26 protein-coding genes are annotated in these 26,088 nt (G+C 34.3%); 17 read left to right on the forward strand and 9 right to left on the reverse strand.

Translation table 11 applies throughout. The features are described 5' to 3' along the window. Positions 1-65 precede the first annotated feature (65 nt). The 9 genes from B0I03_RS02365 (at position 66) to B0I03_RS02405 (ending at position 7,946) form a co-directional block, all read left to right on the forward strand. Positions 66-263 carry a hypothetical protein gene (locus B0I03_RS02365; protein WP_111565859.1) on the forward strand — a complete coding sequence of 66 codons (198 nt, stop codon included), beginning with the start codon at positions 66-68 and terminating at the stop codon, positions 261-263. Continuing rightward, the gene (locus tag B0I03_RS02370; protein WP_111565860.1) at positions 241-519 is read left to right on the forward strand and encodes a hypothetical protein; all 279 of its coding nucleotides are present in this window, start codon (positions 241-243) and stop codon (positions 517-519) included. Before B0I03_RS02365 ends, B0I03_RS02370 begins: the two co-directional genes overlap by 23 nt. After that, positions 509-1,363, forward strand: a complete 855-nt coding sequence (locus tag B0I03_RS02375) for a DUF6671 family protein (RefSeq protein ID WP_111565861.1) — start codon at positions 509-511, stop codon at positions 1,361-1,363. Before B0I03_RS02370 ends, B0I03_RS02375 begins: the two co-directional genes overlap by 11 nt. A gap of 3 nt (positions 1,364-1,366) precedes the next feature. Then, a complete protein-coding gene (locus B0I03_RS02380; RefSeq protein ID WP_111565862.1) occupies positions 1,367-2,320 on the forward strand; it encodes an L-threonylcarbamoyladenylate synthase in 954 nt (317 codons plus the stop codon). Between the two features lie 22 nt (positions 2,321-2,342). Then, complete coding sequence (locus B0I03_RS02385; RefSeq protein ID WP_111565863.1) at positions 2,343-3,305, forward strand: sodium-dependent bicarbonate transport family permease; 963 nt, start codon at positions 2,343-2,345, stop codon at positions 3,303-3,305. Positions 3,306-3,419: 114 nt separating this feature from the next. Then, positions 3,420-4,109 (forward strand): Bax inhibitor-1/YccA family protein, encoded by a 690-nt coding sequence (locus B0I03_RS02390; protein ID WP_111565864.1) that lies wholly within the window; start codon positions 3,420-3,422, stop codon positions 4,107-4,109. A 76-nt stretch (positions 4,110-4,185) separates the two neighbouring features. Further along, complete coding sequence (locus B0I03_RS02395) at positions 4,186-4,803, forward strand: matrixin family metalloprotease (protein WP_111565865.1); 618 nt, start codon at positions 4,186-4,188, stop codon at positions 4,801-4,803. Between the two features lie 363 nt (positions 4,804-5,166). Next, complete coding sequence (locus B0I03_RS02400; protein WP_111565866.1) at positions 5,167-5,646, forward strand: T9SS type A sorting domain-containing protein; 480 nt, start codon at positions 5,167-5,169, stop codon at positions 5,644-5,646. Positions 5,647-5,657: 11 nt separating this feature from the next. Further along, positions 5,658-7,946: a collagen-like domain-containing protein gene (locus B0I03_RS02405; RefSeq protein ID WP_111565867.1), complete on the forward strand. Its 2,289-nt coding sequence runs from the start codon at positions 5,658-5,660 to the stop codon at positions 7,944-7,946. 154 nt (positions 7,947-8,100) lie between these two features. Here the strand turns inward: B0I03_RS02405 and B0I03_RS02410 are convergent, their stop codons facing one another. The 9 genes from B0I03_RS02410 to B0I03_RS02450 all read right to left on the reverse strand — a co-directional run bounded on the left by B0I03_RS02410 (position 8,101) and on the right by B0I03_RS02450 (position 17,717). Next, on the reverse strand, positions 8,101-8,847 hold the full coding sequence (locus tag B0I03_RS02410) for a maleate cis-trans isomerase family protein (protein ID WP_317048034.1): 747 nt from the start codon (positions 8,845-8,847) through the stop codon (positions 8,101-8,103). Positions 8,848-8,935: 88 nt separating this feature from the next. Continuing rightward, positions 8,936-9,844 carry a fumarylacetoacetate hydrolase family protein gene (locus tag B0I03_RS02415; RefSeq protein ID WP_111565868.1) on the reverse strand — a complete coding sequence of 303 codons (909 nt, stop codon included), beginning with the start codon at positions 9,842-9,844 and terminating at the stop codon, positions 8,936-8,938. A 55-nt stretch (positions 9,845-9,899) separates the two neighbouring features. Beyond that, the gene (locus tag B0I03_RS02420) at positions 9,900-11,009 is read right to left on the reverse strand and encodes a cupin domain-containing protein (protein ID WP_111565869.1); all 1,110 of its coding nucleotides are present in this window, start codon (positions 11,007-11,009) and stop codon (positions 9,900-9,902) included. A gap of 49 nt (positions 11,010-11,058) precedes the next feature. Beyond that, positions 11,059-12,039: a carbon-nitrogen hydrolase family protein gene (locus B0I03_RS02425; protein ID WP_111565870.1), complete on the reverse strand. Its 981-nt coding sequence runs from the start codon at positions 12,037-12,039 to the stop codon at positions 11,059-11,061. A 72-nt stretch (positions 12,040-12,111) separates the two neighbouring features. Continuing rightward, a complete protein-coding gene (locus B0I03_RS02430; protein WP_111565871.1) occupies positions 12,112-12,540 on the reverse strand; it encodes an acyl-CoA thioesterase in 429 nt (142 codons plus the stop codon). A 7-nt stretch (positions 12,541-12,547) separates the two neighbouring features. Beyond that, positions 12,548-13,144 (reverse strand): hypothetical protein, encoded by a 597-nt coding sequence (locus B0I03_RS02435; RefSeq protein WP_111565872.1) that lies wholly within the window; start codon positions 13,142-13,144, stop codon positions 12,548-12,550. Between the two features lie 9 nt (positions 13,145-13,153). After that, on the reverse strand, positions 13,154-14,743 hold the full coding sequence (locus tag B0I03_RS02440) for an AMP-binding protein (RefSeq protein ID WP_111565873.1): 1,590 nt from the start codon (positions 14,741-14,743) through the stop codon (positions 13,154-13,156). Between the two features lie 9 nt (positions 14,744-14,752). After that, positions 14,753-17,047 carry an oxidoreductase gene (locus B0I03_RS02445; protein WP_111565874.1) on the reverse strand — a complete coding sequence of 765 codons (2,295 nt, stop codon included), beginning with the start codon at positions 17,045-17,047 and terminating at the stop codon, positions 14,753-14,755. A 64-nt stretch (positions 17,048-17,111) separates the two neighbouring features. Beyond that, positions 17,112-17,717 carry a flavin reductase family protein gene (locus B0I03_RS02450; RefSeq protein ID WP_111565875.1) on the reverse strand — a complete coding sequence of 202 codons (606 nt, stop codon included), beginning with the start codon at positions 17,715-17,717 and terminating at the stop codon, positions 17,112-17,114. Between the two features lie 232 nt (positions 17,718-17,949). On the opposite strand from B0I03_RS02450, the gene B0I03_RS02455 reads away from it, so the two are divergent. From B0I03_RS02455 to B0I03_RS02490, 8 genes are all read left to right on the forward strand, one after another. Next, complete coding sequence (locus B0I03_RS02455) at positions 17,950-18,369, forward strand: IS1/IS1595 family N-terminal zinc-binding domain-containing protein (protein WP_026725866.1); 420 nt, start codon at positions 17,950-17,952, stop codon at positions 18,367-18,369. A 97-nt stretch (positions 18,370-18,466) separates the two neighbouring features. Continuing rightward, the gene (locus tag B0I03_RS02460; protein WP_111565963.1) at positions 18,467-19,843 is read left to right on the forward strand and encodes a porin; all 1,377 of its coding nucleotides are present in this window, start codon (positions 18,467-18,469) and stop codon (positions 19,841-19,843) included. A 21-nt stretch (positions 19,844-19,864) separates the two neighbouring features. After that, positions 19,865-20,125: a DUF4212 domain-containing protein gene (locus B0I03_RS02465; RefSeq protein WP_073584615.1), complete on the forward strand. Its 261-nt coding sequence runs from the start codon at positions 19,865-19,867 to the stop codon at positions 20,123-20,125. A gap of 23 nt (positions 20,126-20,148) precedes the next feature. Next, a complete protein-coding gene (locus tag B0I03_RS02470; protein WP_111565876.1) occupies positions 20,149-21,897 on the forward strand; it encodes a sodium:solute symporter family protein in 1,749 nt (582 codons plus the stop codon). Between the two features lie 86 nt (positions 21,898-21,983). Next, entirely contained in the window at positions 21,984-22,178 is a 195-nt protein-coding gene (locus B0I03_RS02475) for a hypothetical protein (protein ID WP_111565877.1), read from the forward strand. Continuing rightward, positions 22,171-24,864, forward strand: a complete 2,694-nt coding sequence (locus B0I03_RS02480; protein WP_111565878.1) for an ATP-binding protein — start codon at positions 22,171-22,173, stop codon at positions 24,862-24,864. Before B0I03_RS02475 ends, B0I03_RS02480 begins: the two co-directional genes overlap by 8 nt. 6 nt (positions 24,865-24,870) lie before the next feature. Continuing rightward, positions 24,871-25,233, forward strand: a complete 363-nt coding sequence (locus B0I03_RS02485; protein WP_111565879.1) for a response regulator transcription factor — start codon at positions 24,871-24,873, stop codon at positions 25,231-25,233. Positions 25,234-25,240: 7 nt separating this feature from the next. Further along, positions 25,241-26,038: a cation diffusion facilitator family transporter gene (locus B0I03_RS02490; RefSeq protein WP_111565880.1), complete on the forward strand. Its 798-nt coding sequence runs from the start codon at positions 25,241-25,243 to the stop codon at positions 26,036-26,038. Positions 26,039-26,088: the final 50 nt, after the last annotated feature.

The raw sequence follows: 26,088 nt of genomic DNA on the forward strand, positions 1-26,088 counted from the left end.
AAATATATGAATTATAATTCTAAAATTTGCACAAGAAACCAAATCATGATATAAAAATCCTAACAATGAAAAAAATAACCATACAATTAGTTTTAATACTCTGTATAATAATTGAAGCACTATTAATCTTAAAAATGATAGCTTCCTCTGATATTATTATACAAGAACTATATGGCGGGCTAGCAATACTTGGGATGCTTACAATAATTCGTTTAATACATAATTTAACAGACATTACTTATGGAAACCCTGAAGAAAATTAATTTGATTAATGGCGAATTTAATTCGTTTGAAGCGCGTGAAATCTTATTGGATATGTGTAATAAAAACATCAATTTCAATAAGATACAAAATTTTAGTTCTCAGATTCGTTATGGAGAAGATGATGAAAAAGCACTTTGTCGAATTGATCAATTAAGAGAAAGTGTAGCTCATATTTCAGAAATTCTAGAAGAAGCTAAAGCTCACAATAAAAAATTAAAAATAAAATCGTTTATCGAAATTGAGTATGAAGACTAAACCTGATTTTTTTTCTGGACGTCGTTTGCTCATTGTAACAAAACATGAAAAAGAAACAGTTATTGCTCCTTTACTTGAAGAAGCTCTTGGAGTCACTTGTTTTGTGGCGAAAGACTTTGATACTGATAGTTTAGGTACATTCTCGGGAGAAATTGCTCGAAAAGATGATGCTCTAACAACGCTCAGAAAAAAATGTTGGGAAGCTATACAATTAGAAGGATTTGATTTAGCAGTAGCAACAGAAGGTTCGTTTGGGAATCATCCCACCGTGTTTTTTGCACCTGCTAATGACGAATTAATCATGCTGGTAGATAAAAAACATAATCTCGAAATTGTAGAACGCGTCTTAAGTATGGAAACCAATTTTGATAGTTCGGAACTTCATACTCGAGATGAGTTAAAAGCTTTTTTAGACAAAGTACAATTTCCTTCGCATGGTGTTATTTTGAAAAATGCTGCTGAAAATTGGACTAAAATTTATAAAAATATTACCGATTATGATTCGGTTGAAACCAAATTTGATGAAATAATTGCTTCTAGTAATTCGTGTTTCATAGAAACGGACATGCGTGCTATGTACAATCCAACCCGAATGAAGATTATAAATGATGTTAGTTTTAGGTTAATTAACAAGTTGCACTCGGTTTGTCCCGAATGCTTATATCCCGGCTTTGGCGTGGTTGGTGCCGAAGCCGGTTTGTTATGTAGTAGTTGTTCTATGCCAACACGTTCAACTTCGGCGCATATTTATAAATGCCAACATTGTAATTACGAGTCTAAAGTTTTATATCCAAATGGGAAGAAAACCGAAGACCCAATGTATTGCGATTTTTGTAACCCATAAAATATGATAAGTACAGATATTAATTTAGCGGTTCAGCATCTTAACGACAATGGAATCATAGGTTTTCCAACCGAAACCGTTTATGGATTGGCAGGAAACGCATTTGAAATCGAAGCCATTCATAAAATATTTGACGTAAAAAAACGTCCTACTTTTAATCCCTTAATCGTTCACATTAAGGGAATTGAAGATTTAGAACAGGTTGCGCAAGAGATTCCACCAATGGCTTATGAATTAGCTAATGCTTTTTGGCCTGGGCCATTAACATTCATCTTAAAAAAGCAACCTCAAATTCCAAATTTAGTCACAGCGAATCAAAATACAGTTGCGGTTCGTGTTCCGAATCATCCTGTGGCTTTAGAACTTTTAAAACATTTAGATTTTCCTTTGGTCGCTCCAAGTGCAAATCCTTTTACTAGTATAAGTCCAACAAGCGCTGAACATGTTGAAAATTACTTTGGAAATCAAATCAATATGGTTTTGGATGGAGGCGAATGTTCGGCAGGAATTGAATCTACGATTATTGGATTTGAAAATAATAGAGTAGTAGTGTATCGCTTAGGAGCATTAGCCTTGGAAGAAATTGAAAAAGTATCAGGAAGTGTGACACTATTAAACAAAAAAGATAAAAAACCAATCGCACCCGGTATGTTGCTAAAACATTACGCACCAAAAACCGATTTTATTTTAACCCGAAATGTTCAAGAAGAATTGGATTGGTATTTTGGAAAGAAGATTGGATTGCTTCTTTTTAACTCCTATTTGCCTGAATTTGATGTCAACAATCAAATCGTTCTGTCGGAGGAAAGTGATTTAAAACTTGCAGCGTCCAAATTATACTATGCAATGCATCAATTGGATAAAATGAATTTAGATTTAATAATTGCCGAACGTTTGCCCGAATATGGTTTAGGAATTTCTATCAACGATAGATTAGAACGCGCTTCAAAAAAATAACACAACAATTAAAAATTAAAAAATGGATTTAAATTTATTATTAGAGAATTTAACAAACCCCGCTTTACTGTATTTTATCTTAGGTATTATTGCTGTTTACTTAAAAAGCGATTTAGAAATACCCAATAATTCTTCAAAATTTATTTCGCTGTATTTACTTTTTGCTATTGGATTTAAAGGTGGACAAGAATTATCGCATGAAATAATTAACAGTGAAATTATTTGGTCAATGTTATTCGGAATGTCCATTGCAATTGTGATTCCGTTGTACACATTCTTTATTCTAAAGCGTAAGTTAAATGTGTATGATGCTGGTGCAATTGCTGCTGCTTATGGTTCAATTAGTGCAGTAACATTTGTAACGGCGGTTTCCTATTTAGAATCGCATCAATTAGAGTTACACGGATATATGGTAGCTATAATGGCGCTAATGGAATCGCCTGCAATTATTGTGGGGTTGGTATTGATTTCTATTTTTAATAAAGAGCAAACGCAAAAGATTAATAAAACTGAAATTCTTCGTCATTCTTTCACCAATGGGAGTGTATTGCTAATTTTAGGAAGTTTGGTCATCGGATATTTAACTAGTGCCAAAGAAGCGCAAGGAATTCAACCTTTTACAAATGATTTATTCAAAGGGTTTTTAGCAATATTTTTATTAGACATGGGAATTACCAGTGGTAAAAAATTGAAATCTTTCTTCGCTCATGGCTGGTTTCCGTTTGCATTTGCTTTACTGATTCCATTAGTAAACGGTAGTGTTTTTGCTTGGTTAAGTGGTTTTGTTACTGACGATATTTCAAATCGATTTATCTTTTCTATACTTGCGGCTAGTGCATCTTATATCGCAGTTCCAGCAGCAATGAAAATAACAGTTCCGAAAGCTAATCCAGGGTTGTTTTTACCAATGGCATTAGCGATAACGTTTCCTGTAAATATTACTATTGGAATGCCGATTTACTTTTACATTGTGCAACATTTTTAAATTTTAATTGAATTGATTTTTAAGTATTTAATCGTTTTTTGAGATATAAAATAGATTTAAAGTTTTTTTATTTCTAGGAAAATAGTACATTCGATAAACTTTAAACAAAATTTTATGAACTCTGAAAACAATGTAGTGGTTTCTTATGCAACTGATGCAGATAGAGCTACCTTTTTTAAAAAGACGTATAGTCATGTTGCGTATGCAATTTTAGCATTCATGCTAGTAGAATCAATTTTATTACGAATTGTTCCAATGGAATGGATTTTAATGATGATGGGTGGAAAATTCGTATGGTTGTTTATTTTAGGATTATTTTGGTTGGGTTCTACCTTATCAGACCGTTTGGTTTTTCATCCTGATAGAGACAAGCAATATTTAGGCTTAGGTTTATATGTTTTACTTGAAGCCATTATTTTCTTACCAATGATTGCTATGGCGGTTTTATATTCTGGTAGCGAAATGATTATGCAAGCTGCGATTATTACATTATTCATGTTTTCAGGGTTAACTGCAGTAGTTTTTATGACAAAAACTGATTTCTCATTCTTAAGAACAGCAATCACTATCGGTGGTTTTGTAGCTTTAGGAGTTATTGTTGTAGGAGCTATTTTCGGATTTAATTTAGGATTATGGTTTTCTGTTGGGATGGTGGTATTAGCTTCTGCTAGTATTTTATACCAAACAAGTCAAATTAAAGACCAATTTAGTACCGATCAATATGTTGGCGCATCTTTACAATTGTTTGCTTCGATTATGTTATTGTTCTGGTATGTTTTAAGAATTTTAATGAGTAGAAAATAATTGATTTTCAATACATATTTAAAACCCTGAAATACTAAATTTCAGGGTTTTTCGTTTTAAAGCAATAATTTGTTTTATGCGAATAGTTTTACTTTTAGTTAGCTTATTTTTATTTTCTTGTCAATCCAACGAAACCAAACAATTAACAGTTGGCATTCAGCCTTATGGTATATTTCCAGAAGCTAAAACAGATACAATAGCTAAAACAATTGCCGATTTTTATCAGATTAAAACTGTTGTTCTTCCTTCCAAAGAATTATATAAAGAAGCTTTTACAGAAGTTAAATCACCACGCTATCGTGCAGATAAAATGATTAATCTACAGAAAAAGAACAAAGTAGATTCTTTAGATTTTGTACTGGGATTAACTTCAAAAGACATTTCTGTAACCAAAAAAGACAAGTGGGGAAAAATAAAAACCCCAACCTATAAATATGCCGATTGGGGAATTATGGGTTTGGCGTATTGCCCAGGAAATAGTTGTATTGTTTCTACATTTCGCATTCAACATCCCAATTCAAAAATACATTTTACACGTTTTAAAAAAGTAGCGGTTCATGAATTCGGACATAATTTAGGATTATCTCACTGTCCAGACAAAACTTGTGTTATGACTGATGCTGTGGAAAGCGTAAAAACTATTGATAATGCCAAATTAGCATTGTGTAAAAAATGTAAAAATATGTTAAATTAAAGTATAGATTTCAAATTGATTATAGCAAAAATATTTCTTTAATAATTCAAATAAAAAAAGCAAATTTATTTGTTTGAATTTCTAAATTTAAGTCAAATCTTCTCTTTTTTCTCTTTTTTAGATCAATTTATCGTCTATTATATAATCTCTTTCAGTTTTTTTCATCCACTTATTCATAAAAGGGCAACACTTAAACTTGTCTAATAGACAACTATTAAGTTAGCCTATCATTTTATTCTTTCTTTATGGTTTTTGGATAATTTTAACAAATAATATTTAAGAGTTTAAGTACACTTTTTGTCTTCTTATAACTAACTCTAAGAAACTTAAATTAAAAGTTAAAAACCTCAAAAACAAATCAATATGAAGAAATTATTACTCATTGGAGCGTGTTTGGCTATAACACAAATATTTGCTCAAGAATCGATTTTATCCTCGGGAGGAAATTCCTCAGGTGCTAACGGTAATGTAAGCTATTCCGTAGGGCAGCTATTTTACAAAACGGTTAATGGAGGTACTGCTTATTTATCGCCAGGTGTAGAACAACCATTTGAAATTCAGACTGTATTGGGATCAGATAATTTTAATATTAGTTTAGAACTGTCAGTTTATCCTAACCCAACAACAGATAAAATTTACTTAAAAGTAAAAGAATCCAGTTTTGAATCTCTTCAATATCAAATGTTTGATATCAATGGAAGATTGATAGAAAATAATAAAATCTATGATAATTTAACAATAGTTCAAATGGATAAATATCCAGAGGCAATTTATTTGTTGAAAGTTATAGACAAAGGAAAAGAGGTAAAAACTTTTAAAATCATAAAAAAACTAACCAATTAAATTAATAAATTATGAAAAAAATATACTATTTGGTATTGCTGTTATTTGTTTCTCTAGCAGCATTTTCACAGAGTCAGAATTATATGAGTTACCAAGCGGTAATAAGAAATTCTTCAAACAATTTGATTACTAATCAAGCCGTTGGAATGAGAATTAGCGTTTTACAAGGTTCTGTCGTTGGTACAGAAGTTTATGTAGAAACACAGACTCCTATTTCAAACATTAACGGATTAATTACATTAGAAATAGGTAATGGAACTCCAACAATTGGTACTTATAATACAATAAATTGGGCAAATGGTCCTTATTTTATTAAAACGGAAACAGATCCTACAGGCGGTAATTCATATACAATTGTTGGTGTATCTCAATTAATGAGTGTTCCTTATGCGCTATATGCATTAAATTCAGGAAGCTCAATAGCAGGTCCAATGGGTCCACAAGGTCCAGCAGGAAATGATGGTTTAGATGGAGCTACAGGTCCAATGGGACCACAAGGTCCAGCAGGTAATGATGGTTTAGATGGAGCAACAGGTCCGATGGGTCCACAAGGTCCAGCAGGAAATGATGGTTTAGATGGAGCTACAGGTCCAATGGGTCCTCAAGGTCCAGCAGGAAATGATGGATTAGACGGAGCAACAGGTCCAATGGGTCCACAAGGTCCAGCAGGATTAAACGGTGTTGATGGAATAAATGGTTTAGACGGAGCTACAGGTCCTATGGGTCCTCAAGGTCCAGCAGGAAATGATGGATTAGACGGAGCAACAGGTCCAATGGGTCCACAAGGTCCAGCAGGATTAAACGGTGTTGATGGAATAAATGGTTTAGACGGAGCTACAGGTCCTATGGGTCCTCAAGGTCCAGCAGGAAATGATGGATTAGACGGAGCTACAGGTCCAATGGGTCCTCAAGGTCCAGCAGGAAATAATGGTTTAGACGGGGCAACAGGTCCGATGGGTCCTCAAGGTCCAGCAGGATTAAACGGTATTGATGGAATAAATGGTTTAGACGGAGCTACAGGTCCAATGGGTCCTCAAGGTCCAGCAGGAAATAATGGTTTAGACGGGGCAACAGGTCTGATGGGTCCTCAAGGTCCAGCAGGATTAAACGGTATTGATGGAATAAATGGTTTAGACGGAGCTACAGGTCCTATGGGTCCTCAAGGTCCAGCAGGAAATGACGGATTAGACGGAGCTACAGGTCCAATGGGTCCACAAGGTCCTGCAGGATTAAATGGTGTTGATGGAATTAATGGTTTAGATGGAGCTACAGGTCCTATGGGTCCTCAAGGTCCAGCAGGAAATGATGGTTTAGACGGAGCAACAGGTCCAATGGGGCCACAAGGTCCAGCAGGAAATGATGGATTAGACGGAGCTACAGGTCCAATGGGTCCTCAAGGTCCAGCAGGAAATGATGGTTTAGACGGAGCAACAGGTCCAATTGGGCCACAAGGTCCAGCAGGAAATGATGGATTAGACGGAGCTACAGGTCCAATGGGTCCTCAAGGTCCAGCAGGAAATAATGGTTTAGACGGGGCAACAGGTCCGATGGGTCCTCAAGGTCCAGCAGGATTAAACGGTATTGATGGAATAAATGGTTTAGACGGAGCTACAGGTCCAATGGGTCCTCAAGGTCCAGCAGGAAATAATGGTTTAGACGGGGCAACAGGTCTGATGGGTCCACAAGGTCCAGCAGGATTAAACGGTATTGATGGAATTAATGGATTAGATGGAGCTACAGGTCCGATGGGTCCACAAGGTCCAGCAGGAAATGATGGTTTAGACGGAGCAACAGGTCCGATGGGTCCACAAGGTCCAGCAGGAAATGATGGTTTAGATGGAGCTACAGGTCCAATGGGTCCTCAAGGTCCAGCAGGTAACGATGGTTTAGACGGAGCAACAGGTCCAATGGGTCCTCAAGGTCCACAAGGACCACAAGGTCCAGCAGGTTCTCCAGCAACTATGGCATTCAGTTTTATGTCTAAAACATCAGATTACACAATTACTGCTGGTGACGCAACTAATAATCTTATCGTAAAAAATAGCAGTAACTCAGTTGTAACATTTACATTGCCAAGCGCAAGTGCAGTAGGAATAGGAAAAATGATTTATATTACATCTACTTCAACTTCAACACCACAATCAATCAATGTATTAACAGATGGAAGTGATTTGTTCTTCGGATTTTACACAACACCTTCTGGAACAACGGATATCTCTGCAACTACATTGTCTAACATTAGTTGGGTTCAATTAATTAGTGATGGAACAAGTTGGAATATTTTAGGAATGTATTGGTAATCTTTTAATCTTTTGTTTTATTTATCGAATAAAGTTTTTGTAACATCAAGATTAGATGTTTTGATTAAAATTTAAAGATTCGAAATGATTACTACAAAAAAGCTACAATTCATATGAGTTGTAGCTTTTTTAATTTATACTATTTTAAAGTATTCTAATACTTTCCACTCAACAACTCACCACCAATAGCTGATTTAGTTTCGATTCCCAATTTTTTCATCATTTCATAAGTAGTACAAACAGCTGCTGAAGTCACAGGAATTCCACATTCCGCTTGAATCAAATCAATAGCTTCTAAAGATGGCATTTGTACACAAGCTGAAGCTACTAAAACATCCACATCGGTTAAATCCAGTTGTTTGTAAATTTCTAATAAATTCATGGGGTTTTGAGCGGCAACTTCTAAGTTATCTGGAATTTCTAAAGCAATACTTTGCTTTACTTTTATGCCTTGATGTTCAATATAATCTACCACCATGTCAGTTAATGGACGCATGTAAGGTGTAATAATCGAAATTTGTTTTGCTCCTAAAACTTTCAATCCATTAATCAAAGCTCCTGCCGAAGTTACAATAGGAGTAGGGAAGTCATTCGCCACCGTTTCTTGGTGTAAATTTACTTCCGAAACGCAATGATAACCACGTCCCATGCTCATAATTGCAACCAAGCACGCATATCCCATTACGTCAACATGTGCATCGGATAATTCTTGAGCGCATTTTAAACTCATCGCATCCATAGCTTCGAGTTCTTCTTTGGTTACTTTTTTCATGCGCATTCTACTGCTGTGAAACGTAAAACGTTCAGGTAAAATGGTTTCACGAGAGCGGAAGATTGCTGGTATTTCGGTTTCCATCGTTATGTTTGAGGATGGAACTATTTGGCCTATTCTGTATTTCATTTGTAATGTGTCTTTTTGGAACACAGATTGAAAAAATTCAAATAATTTTAAAAATTTCTTAGATTTCTCTAATCCGTGTTCATTGTAATTATATTTCTTTAATTGTATTTACTATTGTGCCAATTCCTTCCACAGTAGCTTCCACCACATCACCATCGTACATCCATTCTTGTGGATCGCGACCGGCACCAACACCTGCTGGAGTTCCTGTAGCAATGATGTCACCGGGTTCTAATGTGAAAACAGTACTCAAATCTTCAATCAAATCGTTGATGTTGAAAAGCATGAATTTGGTATTTGAATTTTGTTTTTCAACACCGTTTACTTTCAATGATAAATTCAAGTTGTGTGGGTTTTCGATTTCGTCTTTTGTAACGATAACTGGTCCCATTGGAGCAAAAGTATCTTGTCCTTTAGAAACAATCCATTGTCCCTCACGACGGCAATCACGTGCCGAAATATCGTTAATTACCGTATATCCAAATACATAATCTAATGCTTCAGATTTTGGGACGTATTTCCCTTTCTTTGAGATAATTACTGCTAATTCACATTCCCAATCCAATTGCGAAGTCAACTTTGTGTTTTTGATGATTTCAGTATTTGTAGCCGTAATAGTTGTTGGTGGTTTTGAAAAGATAATTGGCTTCGTTGGAAGCTTTCCAGTTGTATCTAACGTACGAGCACTTTCTGCAACGTGTTCAGTATAATTCAACCCAATTCCAATGATATTTTTTCTTGGTTTTTCGATTGGAGCTAAAATTGTTACTTCGTTCATTTCGTAGGCGATTTCTTCGAAGAAATTTTCAGGAGTTTCCGCAATCATTTCTGTGATTTCTGGAATAATTTCAAATCCCATGTCGATTAATTCCAACATGTCATTTGGTAATGGAAAATTGGAAATATCTCCAAAATCTTGCATATCGATGACTTGTTTGTTATGAATGAAGCCTAAACGAGGCTCGGTGTCTTGTGTTTTGTAAGTAAGTAGTTTCATTTTTTATTTATTTTAAAAGGCTTAAACGTTGAGACAAGGCAATGCCTTGTCTGTACTATATCAATTGATGTCCGTTGTTTTCTGTTAATTCTCTTCCTTGAAATAATCCTAATTTCTCAATCACTGGTAAATCATTGAAATTAAATAAGCAAGCATCTTCGGTTTCGGATAAATTGTGATGTTCGTGCCATGCCCAACTCGGAACACAGAAAATATCACGCTCTTTCCAATCGAAACGTTTTCCGTTGATGATGGTGTAGCCTTTTCCTTTGGCGCATTGGTAGACAAAAGAACCTGTGTGTTTGTGTGCTTTTCCTTTGAAACCTGGAGGTAATAATTGCATCGCAGCTCCCATAGTTTGCATTACGTGTCCACCCGTTAACGGATTTGAATATTGCATAAAAATACCATCAAAAGGATTGACTTCATTCACTTTTTGAGCTTCCAGTAACGCTGGATATGCGTTTTTCCAAGAATATTTGAATAGCGGAGAATAGGGTTTATCCCAAGTTTTATCCGCTGGAATCAATCCTGCACCACCATATGTCATAGGAGAGAAGTTTAATGGTGCTGTTAATGGTTGTTTACCATCATAAACCGCATAATCATTGGCCTCCAAAGCATTAACTAATGGAATATCCAAACCATCTTGCCAAATACAAGTTTTTCCGCCTTCTTCCACGCCATGTTCGTGCCAAGTGGAATTAGGAGTAATGACAAAATCATTCACTTCCAACATAATTTTATTACCATCCACAACTGTATATCCTTTTTCACCTTCCATAATAAAACGTAGGGCAGAAGCACGATGACGATGTGCCGAAGTACTTTCGCCTGGACGTGTAACTTGAATTCCAGTGTACAACCAACCCACAGCTGCTGAAACATCTTTTCGTTTGTCGTTTACCAAATAAACAACACGTCTTCCAGCTTGTTCAGGCGTTACTAATTCGGATGATTTTAGCACTAAATCACGTAAATCGTCATATTTCCATAACATAGGAACAGAAGAAGAACGTGGTTCCCAAGGTTCTATGTCATTGGCCACTGTCCACAATGCACCAGCACCAAGTGTTTCTAATTCTTTGTAGTACGCCATTAATTCGGGAGAGTCTTGAACTCGAGCTCTTCCGTAAACGTCGTCTGAATAGTTATTTTCTTCCATAATCTTATGTTTTAAATTGATGACTTCGAGAGCCTCAGCCACCAATTATTTATCTTTTATTAAACTCCTCGTGATTATCAATAAACGTAATTTTTCGAGTAGGAGCTGTATTAACTCGTAAGTCGAAAATATCAAATCGATTATAATGTCCTAAAATATCATGCATTTGTTTTGGTTGTATACATTTTGCTAAATCAATATCGGCATATACCATTCCTTCTTCATCAATCAATGGTTGTCCAATTACAGCGCCATTTGGACCAATAAATCCAGAGAAAGCGGAACTTTTTCTATCCAATAATTCATCAACATTCGGGACATCAGCTCGTAACGCATCTTTGATTTCTTGTGAAACGGTTGAACATGAAACAATCGTAAATAATTTCCCTTCAAACGAATGTGCAGCGGCACGAATTTTAATTGCTTCCGCCATATCGTAATCTGGTGGCGCTACTGGAAGCGAAATGTAATTTGCAATATGAATCAATTCACCTTGAGAAAGTAGCGTAAAGCGAGCTAATGTATTCGTGTTTTCGCCACAAGCTAAGGTTCCGATTGGACCAATTTCTATATTGTAGACTTTTAAAGAAGAACCATCACCTGAAGACCAGGTTAGTTTTTCGGCCCATGTTGGGACTAACTTTCTATGTTTTCCAACGATAACGCCTTTGTTGTCGATGATTAAATTGGTATTGTAAATTTCGCCATAGCTTTTCCCGCGTTCATTGATTCCCATCACAATATGAATGTCATTGTCTTTGGCAGCTAAGCAAAGTTTCTTGATTTCTGGACCTGCTACGTCAACCGAATTTTTATATAATTCTTCGTACCATTTGCTACCTTGAACAGGCGTCATAATCCAATTCCAATACGGATATCCAGCGATAAAAACCTCTGGAAAAGCGATTAATTTGGCTCCGTTATTGCTGGCTTCTTTAATGAAAGAAATGGCTTTATCTACTGTTTTTTCTACATTAAGAAATACAGGAGAAGTTTGAACGGTTGCGGCTTTGAATTTTTTGAATTCCATTTGTGAATTGTTTTTTTAGAACACAGATTGTAGAAATTTTTAAAATTTACATAATTTATTGAATCTGTGTTCCTAGTTATATAATTCGTATTGCTTTATTTTATTCTTCATTTCTTCTGTGAAAGGTTCGGCTCTAATACCGTTTCTTTCTGGGTTGAAAACTACATTTACTAAGGTAACTTCACCTTCTAAAACGGTATTTTCTGATTCATTAACAAATTGAAATCCGCAAAGTATTGACGAGTTTTTTAGTTCTTTTACCCAAAGTTTTTTGGTTAAGATTTCTCCCAATCTTGCAGCATTCCTAAATTGAATTTTTAAATCAACGGTTGGAATACCATTAGTTTCGTGCATTTTTGAAAAAGGACGTTCTAAGGCTTCTTCAAACCAATCCTCAACCAAACAATTTAGCATTTCTAAAAATCTTGGATAGAAGACAATTCCAGCATAATCGACATGTTGGAAACGTACTTTTTCTTGTTTTGTAAAATAATTTTTCATTAGTACTTTAATCTAAGTTATTTAGAAATGTATCGTATTCTTCTTTTGTATCTTCAAAATAGGTTATCCCGAATTTTTTAAATAAATCCATTTGATTTGAAGCAGACCTTCCTATACTATATAAATTTTTTGAACTTGAAACATTGTTACATTCAAAACATATTTCAATATTGCCAATTATTACATCATTTTTGTCATAAAAAATAATGGCATGCCTAGGGTCATAACAAGCAGCTGCAATATCGTAATATCCATTTTTGAATCCAGCTTGCAACTCTTTAACTTGTGAAGTAGATAAAACTATTCTATTTCTTAAATATTTATCTTTTATTTCAATCTTATTGTTTTTAATATAATCAGGATTTCTATAATCTGGATTATCTGATTTATCCCATTTATTTCTATCCAAATATGCAAAAATTTCTATTTTAGATACATTTGAAAAGAAATCATCTACATTTTTTTCTAACTCTGCTGGTTTTACTATTTCAAATTCTAGAACTTCTGTTTTTTTAGTTTCAATCATATTAATAGACTTTTTCTCTTCTTTATTACAAGAAAATAATCCAATTAATAAAATTAAGTATATCTTTTTAATATCCATATTTCTAATTTATTTCAACTTAAATCTTTGTATTTTCCCAGTCTCCGTTTTTGGCAAACATTCCACAAAATTAATTACTCTTGGATATTTATATGGAGCTGCTACTTCTTTGAACCAGTGCTGAATACGATTCTTCATTACATCTGATGCTTTAGATGAATCATGTAACACAATATGCGCACAAACTAGCATACCTCGTTCTTCGTCGGGTAAACCTACTACGGCACATTCCAAAATATCTTCGTGGGTTAAAAGTACGGATTCTACTTCAATTGCCGCAATATTATAGCCAGAAGAAATAATCATATCATCGCCACGAGCCACAAAATGAAAATACCCTTCTTCATCTTGACGGAAAATATCGCCCGTGATGTTCCAACCGTTTTCTACATATTCTCGTTGTTTTTCTTCTCGGTTTAGGTATTTACAGCCAGTAATTCCTCGAACGGCAAGTCTTCCGGCTTCATTTCTTGGTAATTCGTTGCCTTGTTTGTCTACGATTTTAGCTTCGTAACCTGTGATGGCTTTACCAGTAGCGCCGGGTTTCATATTTTCTTCATTGGAAGAAATAAAAATATGTAACATTTCGGTAGCACCAATTCCGTCAATAATTTTTAAACCTGTAGCATCGTACCAATCTTGCCAGACTTTTAATGGTAAGGTTTCGCCAGCAGAAACGCATTTTTTCAAACTGGAAATATCGTAATCCTGAACTTTTGTAGTGATGATACGCCAAGCGGTTGGTGCAGTAAAACAAATCGTAATTTTAAAATCTTGAATCGCTTTCAATAACAAATCTGGACTTGGTTTTTCGATTAGAAATGTAGAAGCTCCGAAATACATTGGAAACAAAACCAATCCGCCCAAACCAAAAGTAAATCCTAATGGGGGACTTCCTGTGAAAATATCGTTTTGTGTTGGTTGTAAAGAATAGTTTGGAAATGCTTCGCAAATATTCAAAATATCTTTGTGATAATGCGCTGTCATTTTGGGTAAACCCGTTGTTCCAGAGGTAAATCCAATTAAAGCAATTGAATCAGATTTTGAATGGTAGTTATCGAAAATTTTAGACTTAGAAGCCATTAATTCTTCCAATTGCGAATTTCCATAGAAACAAGTTTGTTTTAGAAAATCTGATTTTACCAAATGAATTTCTTCTTCCAATTCCTTATCGCACAACACATGCGAAATTTCAGCACAATCGATAATCGTAGTCAATTCTTTAGAACGAAGCAATGGCATGGTTGCCACAACAATTCCACCCGCTTTTAAAATAGCAAACCAACACGCGACCATCATGGGATTGTTAGCCGAACGAATCAAAACGCGATTACCAGATTGTAATCCTAAATCATCTACCAAAACGTGAGCAATTTGATTCGCTTTTTCAAATAAATCTTGATACGTCCAAGTTTCTTCAAACGTACGAATGCAAATACTATTTCCACGTCCTTCACGAATATGGCTATCCAATAGTTTATCCACACAATTCAGCATTTCTGGATGTTGGAATTGAGGTAAACCTAAAAAGGTATATTCTGGTTGTAATTCTAGATCTGGTAAGCTATTGTGAGCAAAATTATCTTCGTAATGTTTCATAATTCCTAATTACTTCTTATTACTTTTAGGTTTTAATGCCTTTTTCATACTTTCCACTTGTTTTCTTTCCGAAGCTTTTAGCGGATATAAATGCGAAACGCCCATTTTATATTGATTTGGAATGTCATTCGCTTGAAATTGTTCGTAAGCTTGTGCGTTTCTCACGAAATTAGCATCCAACAATAATGGTCTTCCTAGTGCAACTAAATCAGCTCTTCCGTTTAAAAGAATCGTATTGATTTGGTCGATATCTTGAATATAGCCAGCGGTTATAGTTGGGATATGGACAGTATTTCGAACGGCATCAGAAAATGGTGTTTGCCACATTCTACCCGTTAATGGTTTTTGACCTGCGACTGTATTTCCTGTAGAAACATTGATGATATCTGCTCCAGCATTTTTGAAAGCAGTTGCAATAGCAATGACTTCTTGTTCTGAAATTCCGTTTTCTGCCCAATCGGTAGCTGAAATTCGTACTGAGATTGGTTTTTCAGTTGGGAATACTTCACGTATGGCTTTAAATACTTCTAATGGATATTTCAAACGATTTTCGATCTTTCCACCAAATTCATCCGTGCGAATATTGGTTAATGGCGATAAGAAAGAAGCTAATAAAAAGCCGTGATGTGCTTGTAATTCAATCATATCAAATCCAGCTTCGTCAGCATTTTTAGCTGCTTGTACGAATTGCGCTTTGATTTCCGCCATATCTTCCAAAGTCATTTCCTTTGGAGTAGCGAAATTTTCATTGAATGGAATAGGAGAAGCGGAAATTAAATTCCAAGGTGTTTCCATTGGTCCGTTGCCTTCCCAAGGTTTTTTAGTAGCACCTTTTCTTCCCGAATGTCCTAATTGAATTGCAATTTTTGTGGATGTATTGTTATGAATAAAATCGGTAATTTTTTTCCATTGGTTTAATTGTTCGAAATTATAAATTCTCGCACAACCTTCTGTAATTCTTCCGGTTTCTGAAATTGCGGTCATTTCGGTAATGATTAACCCAACGCCACCGGTAGCGCGACTTCCGTAATGCACTAAATGCCAATCAGAAACCAATCCGTCTGTAGCGGAATATTGTCCCATTGGTGCCATAACGATACGATTTGGGAGTTCTAATTCTCTTAATTTGAATTTTGAAAAAGCTGCTGATTGATTTTTGATATTGACATTGCAATTGTCATTGAATTCTTCTAAAACTTTATCTGTAAACGAGCTATCTCTTAAACGTAAATTTTCATACGTTACTTTTTTAGAACGTGTCATACATCCAAAAGCAAATTGTTGGAAAGGATGTTGCATATGACGATCCATATTTTCGAACCAATCTAAAGAAACTACTGCTGCATATTGAATCATTTCTACCGTATTTCTTCGGGTTTTATCGTATTGTTCGAAAGCAGCTTGCACATTATTTGGATTTGCAATTACAGCATCTGATAATCCGATAGCGCAATCCATAGCTAATTTGGTTCCAGAACCAATAGAGTAGTGGGCTGTTGCTTTGGCATCTCCTAATAAAACAATATTGTTATGATACCAATTTTGATTTGTTACATGTGGAAATTGACGCCAATGTGATTTGTTGGAAATCAGCGGATGTCCGTCTAATTCTTCTTTGAAGATTTTCGCGATTTTTGCCATCGTATCCTCTTCGTTAGTCACTTCAAAACCGTGTTTTTGCCAAGTTTCATCACTACACTCAAAAATCCATGTACTCATACCTTCTTCGTATTGATAGGTGTGAGCAACAATGGTTCCGTGAGGCGTACTTCTAAAGAAATAAGTAAAAGCATCTAATGGTTTTGTGGAACCCAACCAAACAAAACGGTTTTTCTTTAATTCGATTTTGGTTCCGAATTCTTTTTGGTATTGTGTACGAATTGCACTTGCGATTCCGTCTGAAGCTAAAATGATATCTGAATCTGCGAATTGCGATAAATCATCTACATTTTGTTCGAAATGCAGATTTACGCCTTCTTCGATGCAACGTTGTTGTAATAATTGTAAAAGAGTTTTACGGGAACAACCGCAAAAACCATTTCCTGCAATATTCACAGATTCACCATTACGAGCGACAATAATATCATCCCAATACGCAAATTTGCTACGAATTAATTCATACGATTGCATGTCGCGCTTTAAGAATTCGCCTAAGGTTTCGTCTGAAAAAACTACTCCAAAACCAAAACTATCGTCGGGTTTATTACGTTCGTAAATATCGATTTGGCAATGAGGCATTGCTTTTTTTGTTAATATCGAAAAGTAAAGTCCGCCTGGACCACCACCTATAACTGTTATTTTCATATGTATTAGCACGCGGATAAAACTGATTTGCTTTGCAAAACGCAGATTTCCGCAGATTTTTAATTTATTGTCTTTTAATTGAGAAAATTTCTCCTAATTTACTGTAATTCGAACCTGCTAAACGAGCAACAGGTTTATACGATTCTAAATTGATTCTGTGATTCTCCAATAAAATAGAATCATCAATATGCATCGTTATTATTTTACCAATGATAATACAAGCGCCACCATTTTGATGATTTTCGATAAAATAATGATGCACCATTTCACATTCAAAATGAACTAGACTTTCTTTGACACGTTTTGGTTTGACAAAAACTGCATCAATAGGAGTAACGTTTGCTAATTCAAATTCGTCAATATCAGAAGCGACGCTTTGAGAAGTAGTATTCATTTGTTCTACAACTTCTTCGGTAACTAAATTGACGACAAATTGTTTGTTATCCAATATATTATTTAAAGTGTCTTTGTTTTTGTTTCCTGTTCTAACGGTTGAAAACATCACATGTGGCGGATCTTCGCTTACAACATTAAAAAAGGAAAAAGGAGCAAGGTTATTGATTCCGTTGTTGTCAATTGTAGAAATCCAGCCTATTGGTCTTGGAATTACTGTACCCGTTAAGAGCTTATATAAAGCGGAAGATTCGGTATTTTGTATGTCGAATTGCATGGTTTTGTGTTGTTTTTACAAATTAAATAAAATAACTATACTATTTCATAACAAAAATGCTTTTTTTTTCATTTTGTCAAAATTAAAAATATACCGAATTGTAACTAAAATTATACTATTCACAATTTTAAAACCTAAAAATTGAAAGAAGTAAAAAAATAAATTGAAATTTTTATCATATTATTTTTTGTATATTTTGCAAAATTAGTATATTTATGCAAAAATTATATATATGGAGATTTTATCCTGTCCAAAGTGTCAAAGCGACAATATCGTTAAAAGTGGCATCATCAAAGATAGACAGCGTTATTTATGTAAATCTTGCAATTATTACTTCACTGTCAATAAATTAGGAAAAAAGATAGATGATTACTATGTAACCAAAGCTTTGCAATTGTATTTAGAAGGTTTAAGTTTTAGAGAAATAGAGCGTATTATTGGCGTCTCGCACGTTTCTATTAGTAATTGGGTGAAAGAGTTTAAAATTAAGAAACCACCACATCCTAACTACCATCCAACATATAAGATTTTTAAACATAATGAGCTGGTTGAATTCCTTCAAAACAAAGACCAATTATCTGGTGCCGGTATGATTATTACAGAACTTGGTGATAAGTTTATGCTTATAAAATGGGAGCGTTTTAAAGATTAGCTATACTTTTTAACAAAAATATATACTGTAATTTTTTTCGTTAACATAATTTTAGAATTTGGTCATGCAGAAATGCCCAACTAACCAAATTTTAATTATGAAAAAATTACTAACTATTTCAGGATTATTTTTATCTCTGCTAGTATCCGCTCAGGGTTCACCTGATTACGGTGGAGGTTTAAAATTCAACTTAAATCCAGAAGGAACCAAATACATGCGTTTTATTGCATGGAATCAAATTTGGCTTCGTACAACTGATTTGAATCCGGGTTCGATGATTGGAGATGAATCCGTTTCTTCTTATGAAGACGCTAGCTTACGTCGTTTACGTTTATTAGCCTATGCACAAATTTCTCCACGTTATATGATTTTGACTCATATAGGGATTAACAATCAAACTTTTATTAATGGAGGTGCTTCAGGTTCGGCTGGAACTGGTGGATATGGAGCAGGAAAAAAACCTGGAATATTTTTCCATGATGCATGGAATGAATATGCTGTAGTTTTACCACAAGAATCAAAACCTTTTAGTTTATCTGTTGGAGCTGGATTACATTATTATATGGGATTATCTCGTATGACAATGTCTTCTACTTTAAATTATTTAACAGTTGATGCACCCATTTTCAACTGGCCTTTAATTGAAAATTCAGATCAATTTGCAAGACAAATTGGGATTTTCGCTAAAGGAAAATACAACAAATTCGAATATCGTTTTAGTATCAATAAACCTTTTTCTACAAATCAAACACCAACAAATGTTACAGATGCAAGTATTGCAAGAGCTGTAGATAATAACAATGTTACTCAATGGTCAAAAGCGGGTTATGTGGAATATCAATTCTTTGATAAAGAAGCTAACTTTTTGCCTTATAAAGTGGGAACTTATTTAGGAACCAAAAAAATGTTCAATATTGGAGCTGGCTTTTATAATGCACCAAAAGGAACACAAACTTCTGTAAACGGGATAATTGAAGAACATCCAATCAATTTATTTGCTGGTGATGTTTTCTTAGATATGCCAATTGGAGCTAAAGAGAAAAAAATGGCTATTACTGCTTACAGTGTTTTTTATAATTATGATTTCGGACCTAATTATTTGAGAAACCTTGGAATCATGAATGAAAGTATTGCGGATCCATCGTTTTCTGGTTCACCAGCATTAGCAGGAGCAGGAAACCTTCAAGCAATGATTGGTACAGGAAATATTTGGTACACACAAGCAGGGGTTTTATTACCAACAAAAAGTGAAAAGCCAAAAGTAAGAATTCAACCATTTGGAGCTTATACTTATAAAAACTTTGAAGCTTTAGAAAAAGCAAGTAGTCAATTTGATTTAGGTGCTAATTTTTTCTTAGACGGACATCATGCCAAAATTACTACACAATATTCAACTCGTCCAGTTTACACAGCTGTTGATAAGATTGATAAGTATAAAGGTGAATTCATCATACAATTACAAATCTATTTATAACAACTAATAAAACTATTCATTATGAGTGATCAAAAACACGCTACGGCATATTGGAAGGAAAATTTAAAATACCTTCTAATTTTATTAAGCATTTGGTTTCTATGTTCGTATGGAGCAGGAATTCTATTTGTAGACCAATTAAACGCAATAAAACTTGGTGGATTTCCATTAGGATTTTGGTTTGCACAACAAGGATCAATGTATGTTTTCGTAATCTTAATTTTTGTCTATGTTCGTTTGATGAACAAATTAGATAAAAAATATGGTTTTGATAACGATTAATTTAACTTAAAAATATTAAAATCATGGATGTAAAAATTTGGACCTATATTATCGTAGGAATTACGTTTGCTATATATATTGGAATTGCAATTTGGACCAGAGCGGGTTCTACTAAAGAGTTTTATGTAGCGGGTGGAGGCGTTTCTCCATTAGCGAACGGTATGGCAACAGCTGCCGATTGGATGTCTGCCGCATCATTTATTTCAATGGCCGGAATCATTTCCTTTGCAGGTTATGATGGAGCTGTTTACTTAATGGGTTGGACTGGAGGTTATGTACTTCTCGCATTACTATTAGCACCTTATTTAAGAAAATTTGGGAAATTCACCGTGCCTGATTTCATTGGAGATCGTTATTACTCAAAAACTGCACGTTCAGTAGCTGTTTTCTGTGCTTTGATTGTATCTTTTACTTACGTTGCAGGTCAAATGCGTGGAGTAGGAGTTGTATTTTCAAGATTCTTAGAAGTTGAAATTAACACAGGAGTTATCATCGGAATGGTAATCGTTCTTTTCTACGCTGTTTTAGGAGGAATGAAAGGTATTACTTATACGCAAGTAGCACAATACTGTGTGTTGATTTTCGCTTTCATGGTTCCTGCGATTTTCATTTCAATTCAAATGACAGGAAATCCAATTCCACAATTAGGAATGGGTAGTACCGTTGCGGGTGAAGATGTTTATTTATTAGATAAATTAAACGGTTTATCAACAGAATTAGGTTTTGCTGAATACACTGATGGTTCAAAATCTATGTTAGATGTATTTGCTATTACATTAGCTCTGATGGTTGGAACTGCAGGATTACCACACGTAATTGTTCGTTTTTTCACGGTTAAAAATGTGAAAGATGCTCGTAAATCTGCAGGTTTAGCTTTAGTTTTTATCGTTATTTTATATACGACTGCACCAGCTGTTTCTGTTTTTGCAAGAACTAACTTAATCGAAACGGTAAGTAATAAAGAGTATGCCGAAATGCCTCAATGGTTTAAAAACTGGGAGAAAACAGGTCTTTTAATGTTCAATGATAAAAATGCAGATGGAAAAATTCAATATGTAAAAGGTGATGCTTTTATGTTGAAAGACGGAAAACCTCAAAAAGACCAACCAAATGCTGAAAATGCAAACGAATTATATATCGATAACGATATCATGGTTTTGGCAAATCCAGAAATTGCTAAATTACCAAACTGGGTTATTGCATTAGTTGCTGCTGGAGCTTTAGCAGCTGCGTTATCAACTGCTGCAGGTTTATTATTAGTAATTTCTGCTGCCGTTTCTCACGATTTAATTAAGAAAATGGTGAATCCAAATATCTCGGAAAAAGGAGAATTATGGAGTGCTCGTATCTCAGCTGCTGTTGCTGTTGTAGTTGCAGGTTATTTCGGAATTAATCCACCAGGATTCGTTGCCGCCGTGGTAGCATTAGCTTTCGGATTAGCTGCTGCGTCTTTCTTCCCAGCGATTATCTTAGGAATTTTCCATAAACGAATGAATAAAGAAGGTGCTGTAGCCGGAATGGTTGTGGGTATGGGATTGATGTTATATTACATGGCAAAATACAAATTAGGATGGATTGGCGAAATGCCAGACAAATCAGAATGGTGGTTTGGAATTTCTCCTGAAGGATTTGGTACAGTTGCAATGGTAGCAAACTTTATTGTTGCTTTAGTTGTAAGTAAATTTACTCCAGCACCACCTCAAGAAGTACAAGATATTGTTGAAAATATCCGTATTCCTTCTGGAGCGGGTGAAGCAGGAGCTGCACACTAATTTTTTGGTTCACTTAATATTTTACAACTCTGCTCTTGTTTTTCGAGAGCAGAGTTTGTATTTTTAAAAAATGTAAGCTATTCAATATGAAAAAAAGACATCAGCAAAAATTAGTTGTTTTATCGTTGTTACTGTTATTGGTATTGAATTTACCAATCGTTTTGCTATTTGATAGCGCTGAAAATGTATTGGGATTTCCAGTAATTTATATTTACATCTTTTCCATTTGGTTGTTTTCAGTGTTAATGTCTTGGATTGTAGTACAACGTTATTATGAATAGTGCGATTCTTTTACTTATTCTGTTAGGCTATTTAGGTATTCTTTTTTTTATTGCACATTGGGCTGAGAAAAAAGAAAACATCAAATGGACCAATAATTCGTACATCTATTCTTTATCATTAGCTGTTTATTGTACCGCTTGGACGTATTATGGAAGTATCGGAGTTGCTGCAAATTCAGGTTTAGGCTATTTACCTATTTATATTGGACCAATTATTATTATTCCAGCTTGGATTATTATTTTGAAGAAAATCATTCGTATTTCTCGTGTAAATAAAATTTCAAGTATTGCCGATTTTATATCACTTCGTTATGGTAATAGCCGTTTTTTAGGAGCAATTGTAACTGTAGTTTGCATTGCTGGAATTTTGCCTTACATCGCTTTACAATTAAAAGCAATTTCGGAAACCTTTCTTATTGTAACAAAAACACAATCAAGTTCTTACATTTTTGATGATACAACGACTTATGTTGCTATTGCTTTAGCCTTATTTGCTTCTTATTACGGAACTCGATACGTAGATGCTTCGGAAAAACGTAAAGGAATAGTTACTGCAGTTGCTCTAGAAAGTGTGTTGAAGTTAGTTTTCTTTATAATCGTAGGAGTTTACGTAACCTTCTTCGTTTTTGATGGTTATGATGATATTTATGCAAAAGCCTCACTTTTAGAAAATTTCAAAGAAAAGAACACCATCGGTGGATTAGAACAAGGATTGAACTGGTTCTTTTTGAGTATGGTTTCGCTTTTTGCTATTTTCTTATTACCAAGACAATTCCAAATGTCGGTGGTAGAAAATAACAGAGAACGTCATATCAAAACTGCGATTTGGTTGTTTCCTTTGTACTTATTGATGTTCAACCTTTTTGTTTATCCAATTGCTTGGGGCGGAAACGTATTATTTGATGGACAAAATGTTAATGCCGATACATATTCGCTTTTAATTCCTCAATATTTTAATAATAAAACTTTAACTGTTTTGGTTTTCCTTGGCGGATTTTCAGCAGCCATTTCTATGATTGTAGTTTCAAGCATCAGTTTGTCTACGATGTTGAGTAACAACTTATTAATTCCGTATACTTTCCTAGGAAAATTAAAGAATGAAGAGCAAATCATCAACAACAAAAAGATTGTCAACATTCGTAAAATTGGAATCTTTTCATTAATTATCGCTGCTTATTTCATTTACCGATTCTTCGCTTTAGATTACAGTTTGGTTTCTATCGGATTGATTTCTTTTGTGATTATTGCTCAATTAGCACCAGCATTTTTCGGAGCCATATTCTGGAGAAGAGGTTCAAGATTAGGAGCTATTTACGGCATTTTAATCGGATTTTTAATTTGTATTTATACCTTGTTATTACCTTATGCTATTGGGTTAACCAATAATGAAAGTTCTTTTATTACCGAAGGTTTTATGAAAATTGGTTTATTTAAACCATTCCAACTTTTTGGATTGGATTATTTACAACCCGTTCCTCATGCTTTGTTTTGGAGTATGTTGTTCAATACGCTGACTTATTTCGCGGTTTCGGTGAGTTTTAAAGGAAATTATCGCGAACGCAATTATGCCGAAATGTATGTGGATATCGATAAATACAGCACCAATCATGAAAACGCTTTTGTTTGGAAAGGAACTGCTTATACACGTGATATCGAAAAAGTATTGATACGATTTTTAGGAGAAGAACGTACCAAACGCGCCATGAATATTTTCAATGTGAAGTACAACGTAGATAAAGATCAAGAATTGGCTGATGCGAGATTAGTAAAATTCGCAGAGAATTTATTAACAGGTCATATTGGAACGGCTTCCGCACGAATTCTGATTTCGAGTGTGGTGAAAGAAGAAAAAGTTACTTTACCTGAAGTTTTGAAAATTCTGGAAGAATCAAAAGAAAACATCACCATCAATAAAAAATTGACTGAAACTTCAAACCAACTCCAAAAAATAACTTCCGAATTACAAAAAGCCAATGAAACTTTGGTACGAAAAGATGTTCAAAAAGACGAATTTTTAGACACAGTAACACACGAACTTCGAACGCCAATTACCGCTATTCGAGCTGCGAGTGAGATTTTACACGATGATGATGAAATCCCAGAAGAATTACGTAAACAGTTTTTACAGAACATCATATCGGAGTCCGACCGATTGAATCGTTTGATTGATAAAATTTTGGATTTAGAGAAATTCGAAACTGGAAAACAAACCATTCATCCAAGTCAAAACAACTTAATTGCTACAATTGAACATTCAATTGATCCGCTAAAACAATTGATAAAAAACAAAAATATTAGCGTTTATATTGAAAGTAAAGATACGGTTTTAGCCTATTATGACGAAGATAGAATTATTCAAGTAGTGACTAATTTATTATCAAACGCGATTAAATTCTGTCCCGAAACGGATGGTTTAATCACCATTCAAGTCAAAAAGAAAGATAATTTTATTGAAACTTCGGTGCAAGACAACGGAAAAGGTATCAATCCTAACGATTTTGACGTTATATTTGACAAATTTTATCAAGCTTCCAACCAAAATTTCAAAAAACCGGTTGGTAGCGGATTAGGATTAGCTATTTGCAAACAAATTATTGAACATCACAAAGGTAAAATTTGGGTAGAACCAAGTGTCAAAGGCGCTTGCATTGTATTCACTTTACCAATAAAAAATATTGAAAATTAAGACAAAATGAAGAAGATTTTAATAGTAGACGACGAACCCAACATCGTAATGACACTTGAATACACCTTCAAGAAAAGCAATTACGAAGTTTTTATAGCGCGCGACGGACAAGAAGCTTTAGATATTTTAAAAACCAATTTCCCTGATGTTATCATTTTGGATATCATGATGCCAATGGTAGACGGTTTTGCCACTTTAGAACAAATCAGAAAAGACGACAATTTACAACATACCAAAGTCATGTTCTTATCCGCAAAAAACAAAGAAAGCGATATTGAAAAAGGTTTAGCATTAGGAGCTGATGCTTACATGACGAAGCCCTTTTCGATTAAGAAAGTGATAGAAAAAGTGGAGGAATTGTTGAATTAATTTTTTTATGAATAAAACAATATTTAAGATTTCCAAAATGGATTGTCCTTCTGAAGAGCAAATGATTCGCATGAAACTTTCAGAAATGACAACAATTAAATCATTAGATTTTGATATTCCTAATAGAAAACTAATTGTTTTTCATACTGATGAAAAAGATATAATATTTAAAAAGCTTGAAGAATTAAAATTTGACACTTCAATTGTTGAAAGTTTTTCAATTGAAAATTTTATAACACCAATTGAAAACGCAAATCAAGAAAGAAAATTATTATGGCAAGTTTTGGTAATAAATTTTTTCTTCTTTGTTGTTGAAATCTTAACAGGTTTTGTTGCTAATTCGATGGGACTCATTGCAGACAGTTTTGACATGCTGGCAGATAGTTTTGTTTACGCTCTTGCTCTTTTTGCTGTTGGAGGAACTTTACTGCGAAAAAAAATCATAGCCAAGTTTGCTGGATATTTTCAGTTATTAATTGCAGTATTGGGTTTTATTGAAGTTATTAGAAGATTTTTATATACTGAATCCAAAGTAAATTATCCAACAATGATTTTAGTTTCATTTTTTGCATTACTTGGAAATGGACTTTGCTTATATCTTTTACAGAAAAGTAAAAGTAAAGAAGCACATATGCAAGCAAGCATGATTTTTACTTCGAATGATGTGATTGTAAATTTAGGTGTCATTTTAGCAGGTATTCTAATATATATAACAAGTTCAAATTATCCAGATTTAATAATTGGTTCTATAGTTTTTGTAATTGTTGCATTTGGAGCATTTAAGATTCTAAAACTAGCTCGTTAAATTTTGTAAATATATATCTATTTAGCAACATTAATTCATTTAGCATTATT

Source organism: Flavobacterium aquaticum (genome assembly GCF_003259835.1).
Lineage (GTDB): Bacteria > Bacteroidota > Bacteroidia > Flavobacteriales > Flavobacteriaceae > Flavobacterium > Flavobacterium aquaticum.

Bases quoted from the DNA above. Each gene is read 5' to 3' on its own strand.
- B0I03_RS02365 (WP_111565859.1), top strand. From the start codon at position 66: ATGAAAAAAATAACCATACAATTAGTTTTAATACTCTGTATAATAATT.
- B0I03_RS02370 (WP_111565860.1), top strand. From the start codon at position 241: ATGGAAACCCTGAAGAAAATTAATTTGATTAATGGCGAATTTAATTCG.
- B0I03_RS02375 (WP_111565861.1), top strand. From the start codon at position 509: ATGAAGACTAAACCTGATTTTTTTTCTGGACGTCGTTTGCTCATTGTA.
- B0I03_RS02380 (WP_111565862.1), top strand. From the start codon at position 1,367: ATGATAAGTACAGATATTAATTTAGCGGTTCAGCATCTTAACGACAAT.
- B0I03_RS02385 (WP_111565863.1), top strand. From the start codon at position 2,343: ATGGATTTAAATTTATTATTAGAGAATTTAACAAACCCCGCTTTACTG.
- B0I03_RS02390 (WP_111565864.1), top strand. From the start codon at position 3,420: ATGAACTCTGAAAACAATGTAGTGGTTTCTTATGCAACTGATGCAGAT.
- B0I03_RS02395 (WP_111565865.1), top strand. From the start codon at position 4,186: ATGCGAATAGTTTTACTTTTAGTTAGCTTATTTTTATTTTCTTGTCAA.
- B0I03_RS02400 (WP_111565866.1), top strand. From the start codon at position 5,167: ATGAAGAAATTATTACTCATTGGAGCGTGTTTGGCTATAACACAAATA.
- B0I03_RS02405 (WP_111565867.1), top strand. From the start codon at position 5,658: ATGAAAAAAATATACTATTTGGTATTGCTGTTATTTGTTTCTCTAGCA.
- B0I03_RS02410 (WP_317048034.1), bottom strand. From the start codon at position 8,847: ATGAAATACAGAATAGGCCAAATAGTTCCATCCTCAAACATAACGATG.
- B0I03_RS02415 (WP_111565868.1), bottom strand. From the start codon at position 9,844: ATGAAACTACTTACTTACAAAACACAAGACACCGAGCCTCGTTTAGGC.
- B0I03_RS02420 (WP_111565869.1), bottom strand. From the start codon at position 11,009: ATGGAAGAAAATAACTATTCAGACGACGTTTACGGAAGAGCTCGAGTT.
- B0I03_RS02425 (WP_111565870.1), bottom strand. From the start codon at position 12,039: ATGGAATTCAAAAAATTCAAAGCCGCAACCGTTCAAACTTCTCCTGTA.
- B0I03_RS02430 (WP_111565871.1), bottom strand. From the start codon at position 12,540: ATGAAAAATTATTTTACAAAACAAGAAAAAGTACGTTTCCAACATGTC.
- B0I03_RS02435 (WP_111565872.1), bottom strand. From the start codon at position 13,144: ATGGATATTAAAAAGATATACTTAATTTTATTAATTGGATTATTTTCT.
- B0I03_RS02440 (WP_111565873.1), bottom strand. From the start codon at position 14,743: ATGAAACATTACGAAGATAATTTTGCTCACAATAGCTTACCAGATCTA.
- B0I03_RS02445 (WP_111565874.1), bottom strand. From the start codon at position 17,047: ATGAAAATAACAGTTATAGGTGGTGGTCCAGGCGGACTTTACTTTTCG.
- B0I03_RS02450 (WP_111565875.1), bottom strand. From the start codon at position 17,717: ATGCAATTCGACATACAAAATACCGAATCTTCCGCTTTATATAAGCTC.
- B0I03_RS02455 (WP_026725866.1), top strand. From the start codon at position 17,950: ATGGAGATTTTATCCTGTCCAAAGTGTCAAAGCGACAATATCGTTAAA.
- B0I03_RS02460 (WP_111565963.1), top strand. From the start codon at position 18,467: ATGAAAAAATTACTAACTATTTCAGGATTATTTTTATCTCTGCTAGTA.
- B0I03_RS02465 (WP_073584615.1), top strand. From the start codon at position 19,865: ATGAGTGATCAAAAACACGCTACGGCATATTGGAAGGAAAATTTAAAA.
- B0I03_RS02470 (WP_111565876.1), top strand. From the start codon at position 20,149: ATGGATGTAAAAATTTGGACCTATATTATCGTAGGAATTACGTTTGCT.
- B0I03_RS02475 (WP_111565877.1), top strand. From the start codon at position 21,984: ATGAAAAAAAGACATCAGCAAAAATTAGTTGTTTTATCGTTGTTACTG.
- B0I03_RS02480 (WP_111565878.1), top strand. From the start codon at position 22,171: ATGAATAGTGCGATTCTTTTACTTATTCTGTTAGGCTATTTAGGTATT.
- B0I03_RS02485 (WP_111565879.1), top strand. From the start codon at position 24,871: ATGAAGAAGATTTTAATAGTAGACGACGAACCCAACATCGTAATGACA.
- B0I03_RS02490 (WP_111565880.1), top strand. From the start codon at position 25,241: ATGAATAAAACAATATTTAAGATTTCCAAAATGGATTGTCCTTCTGAA.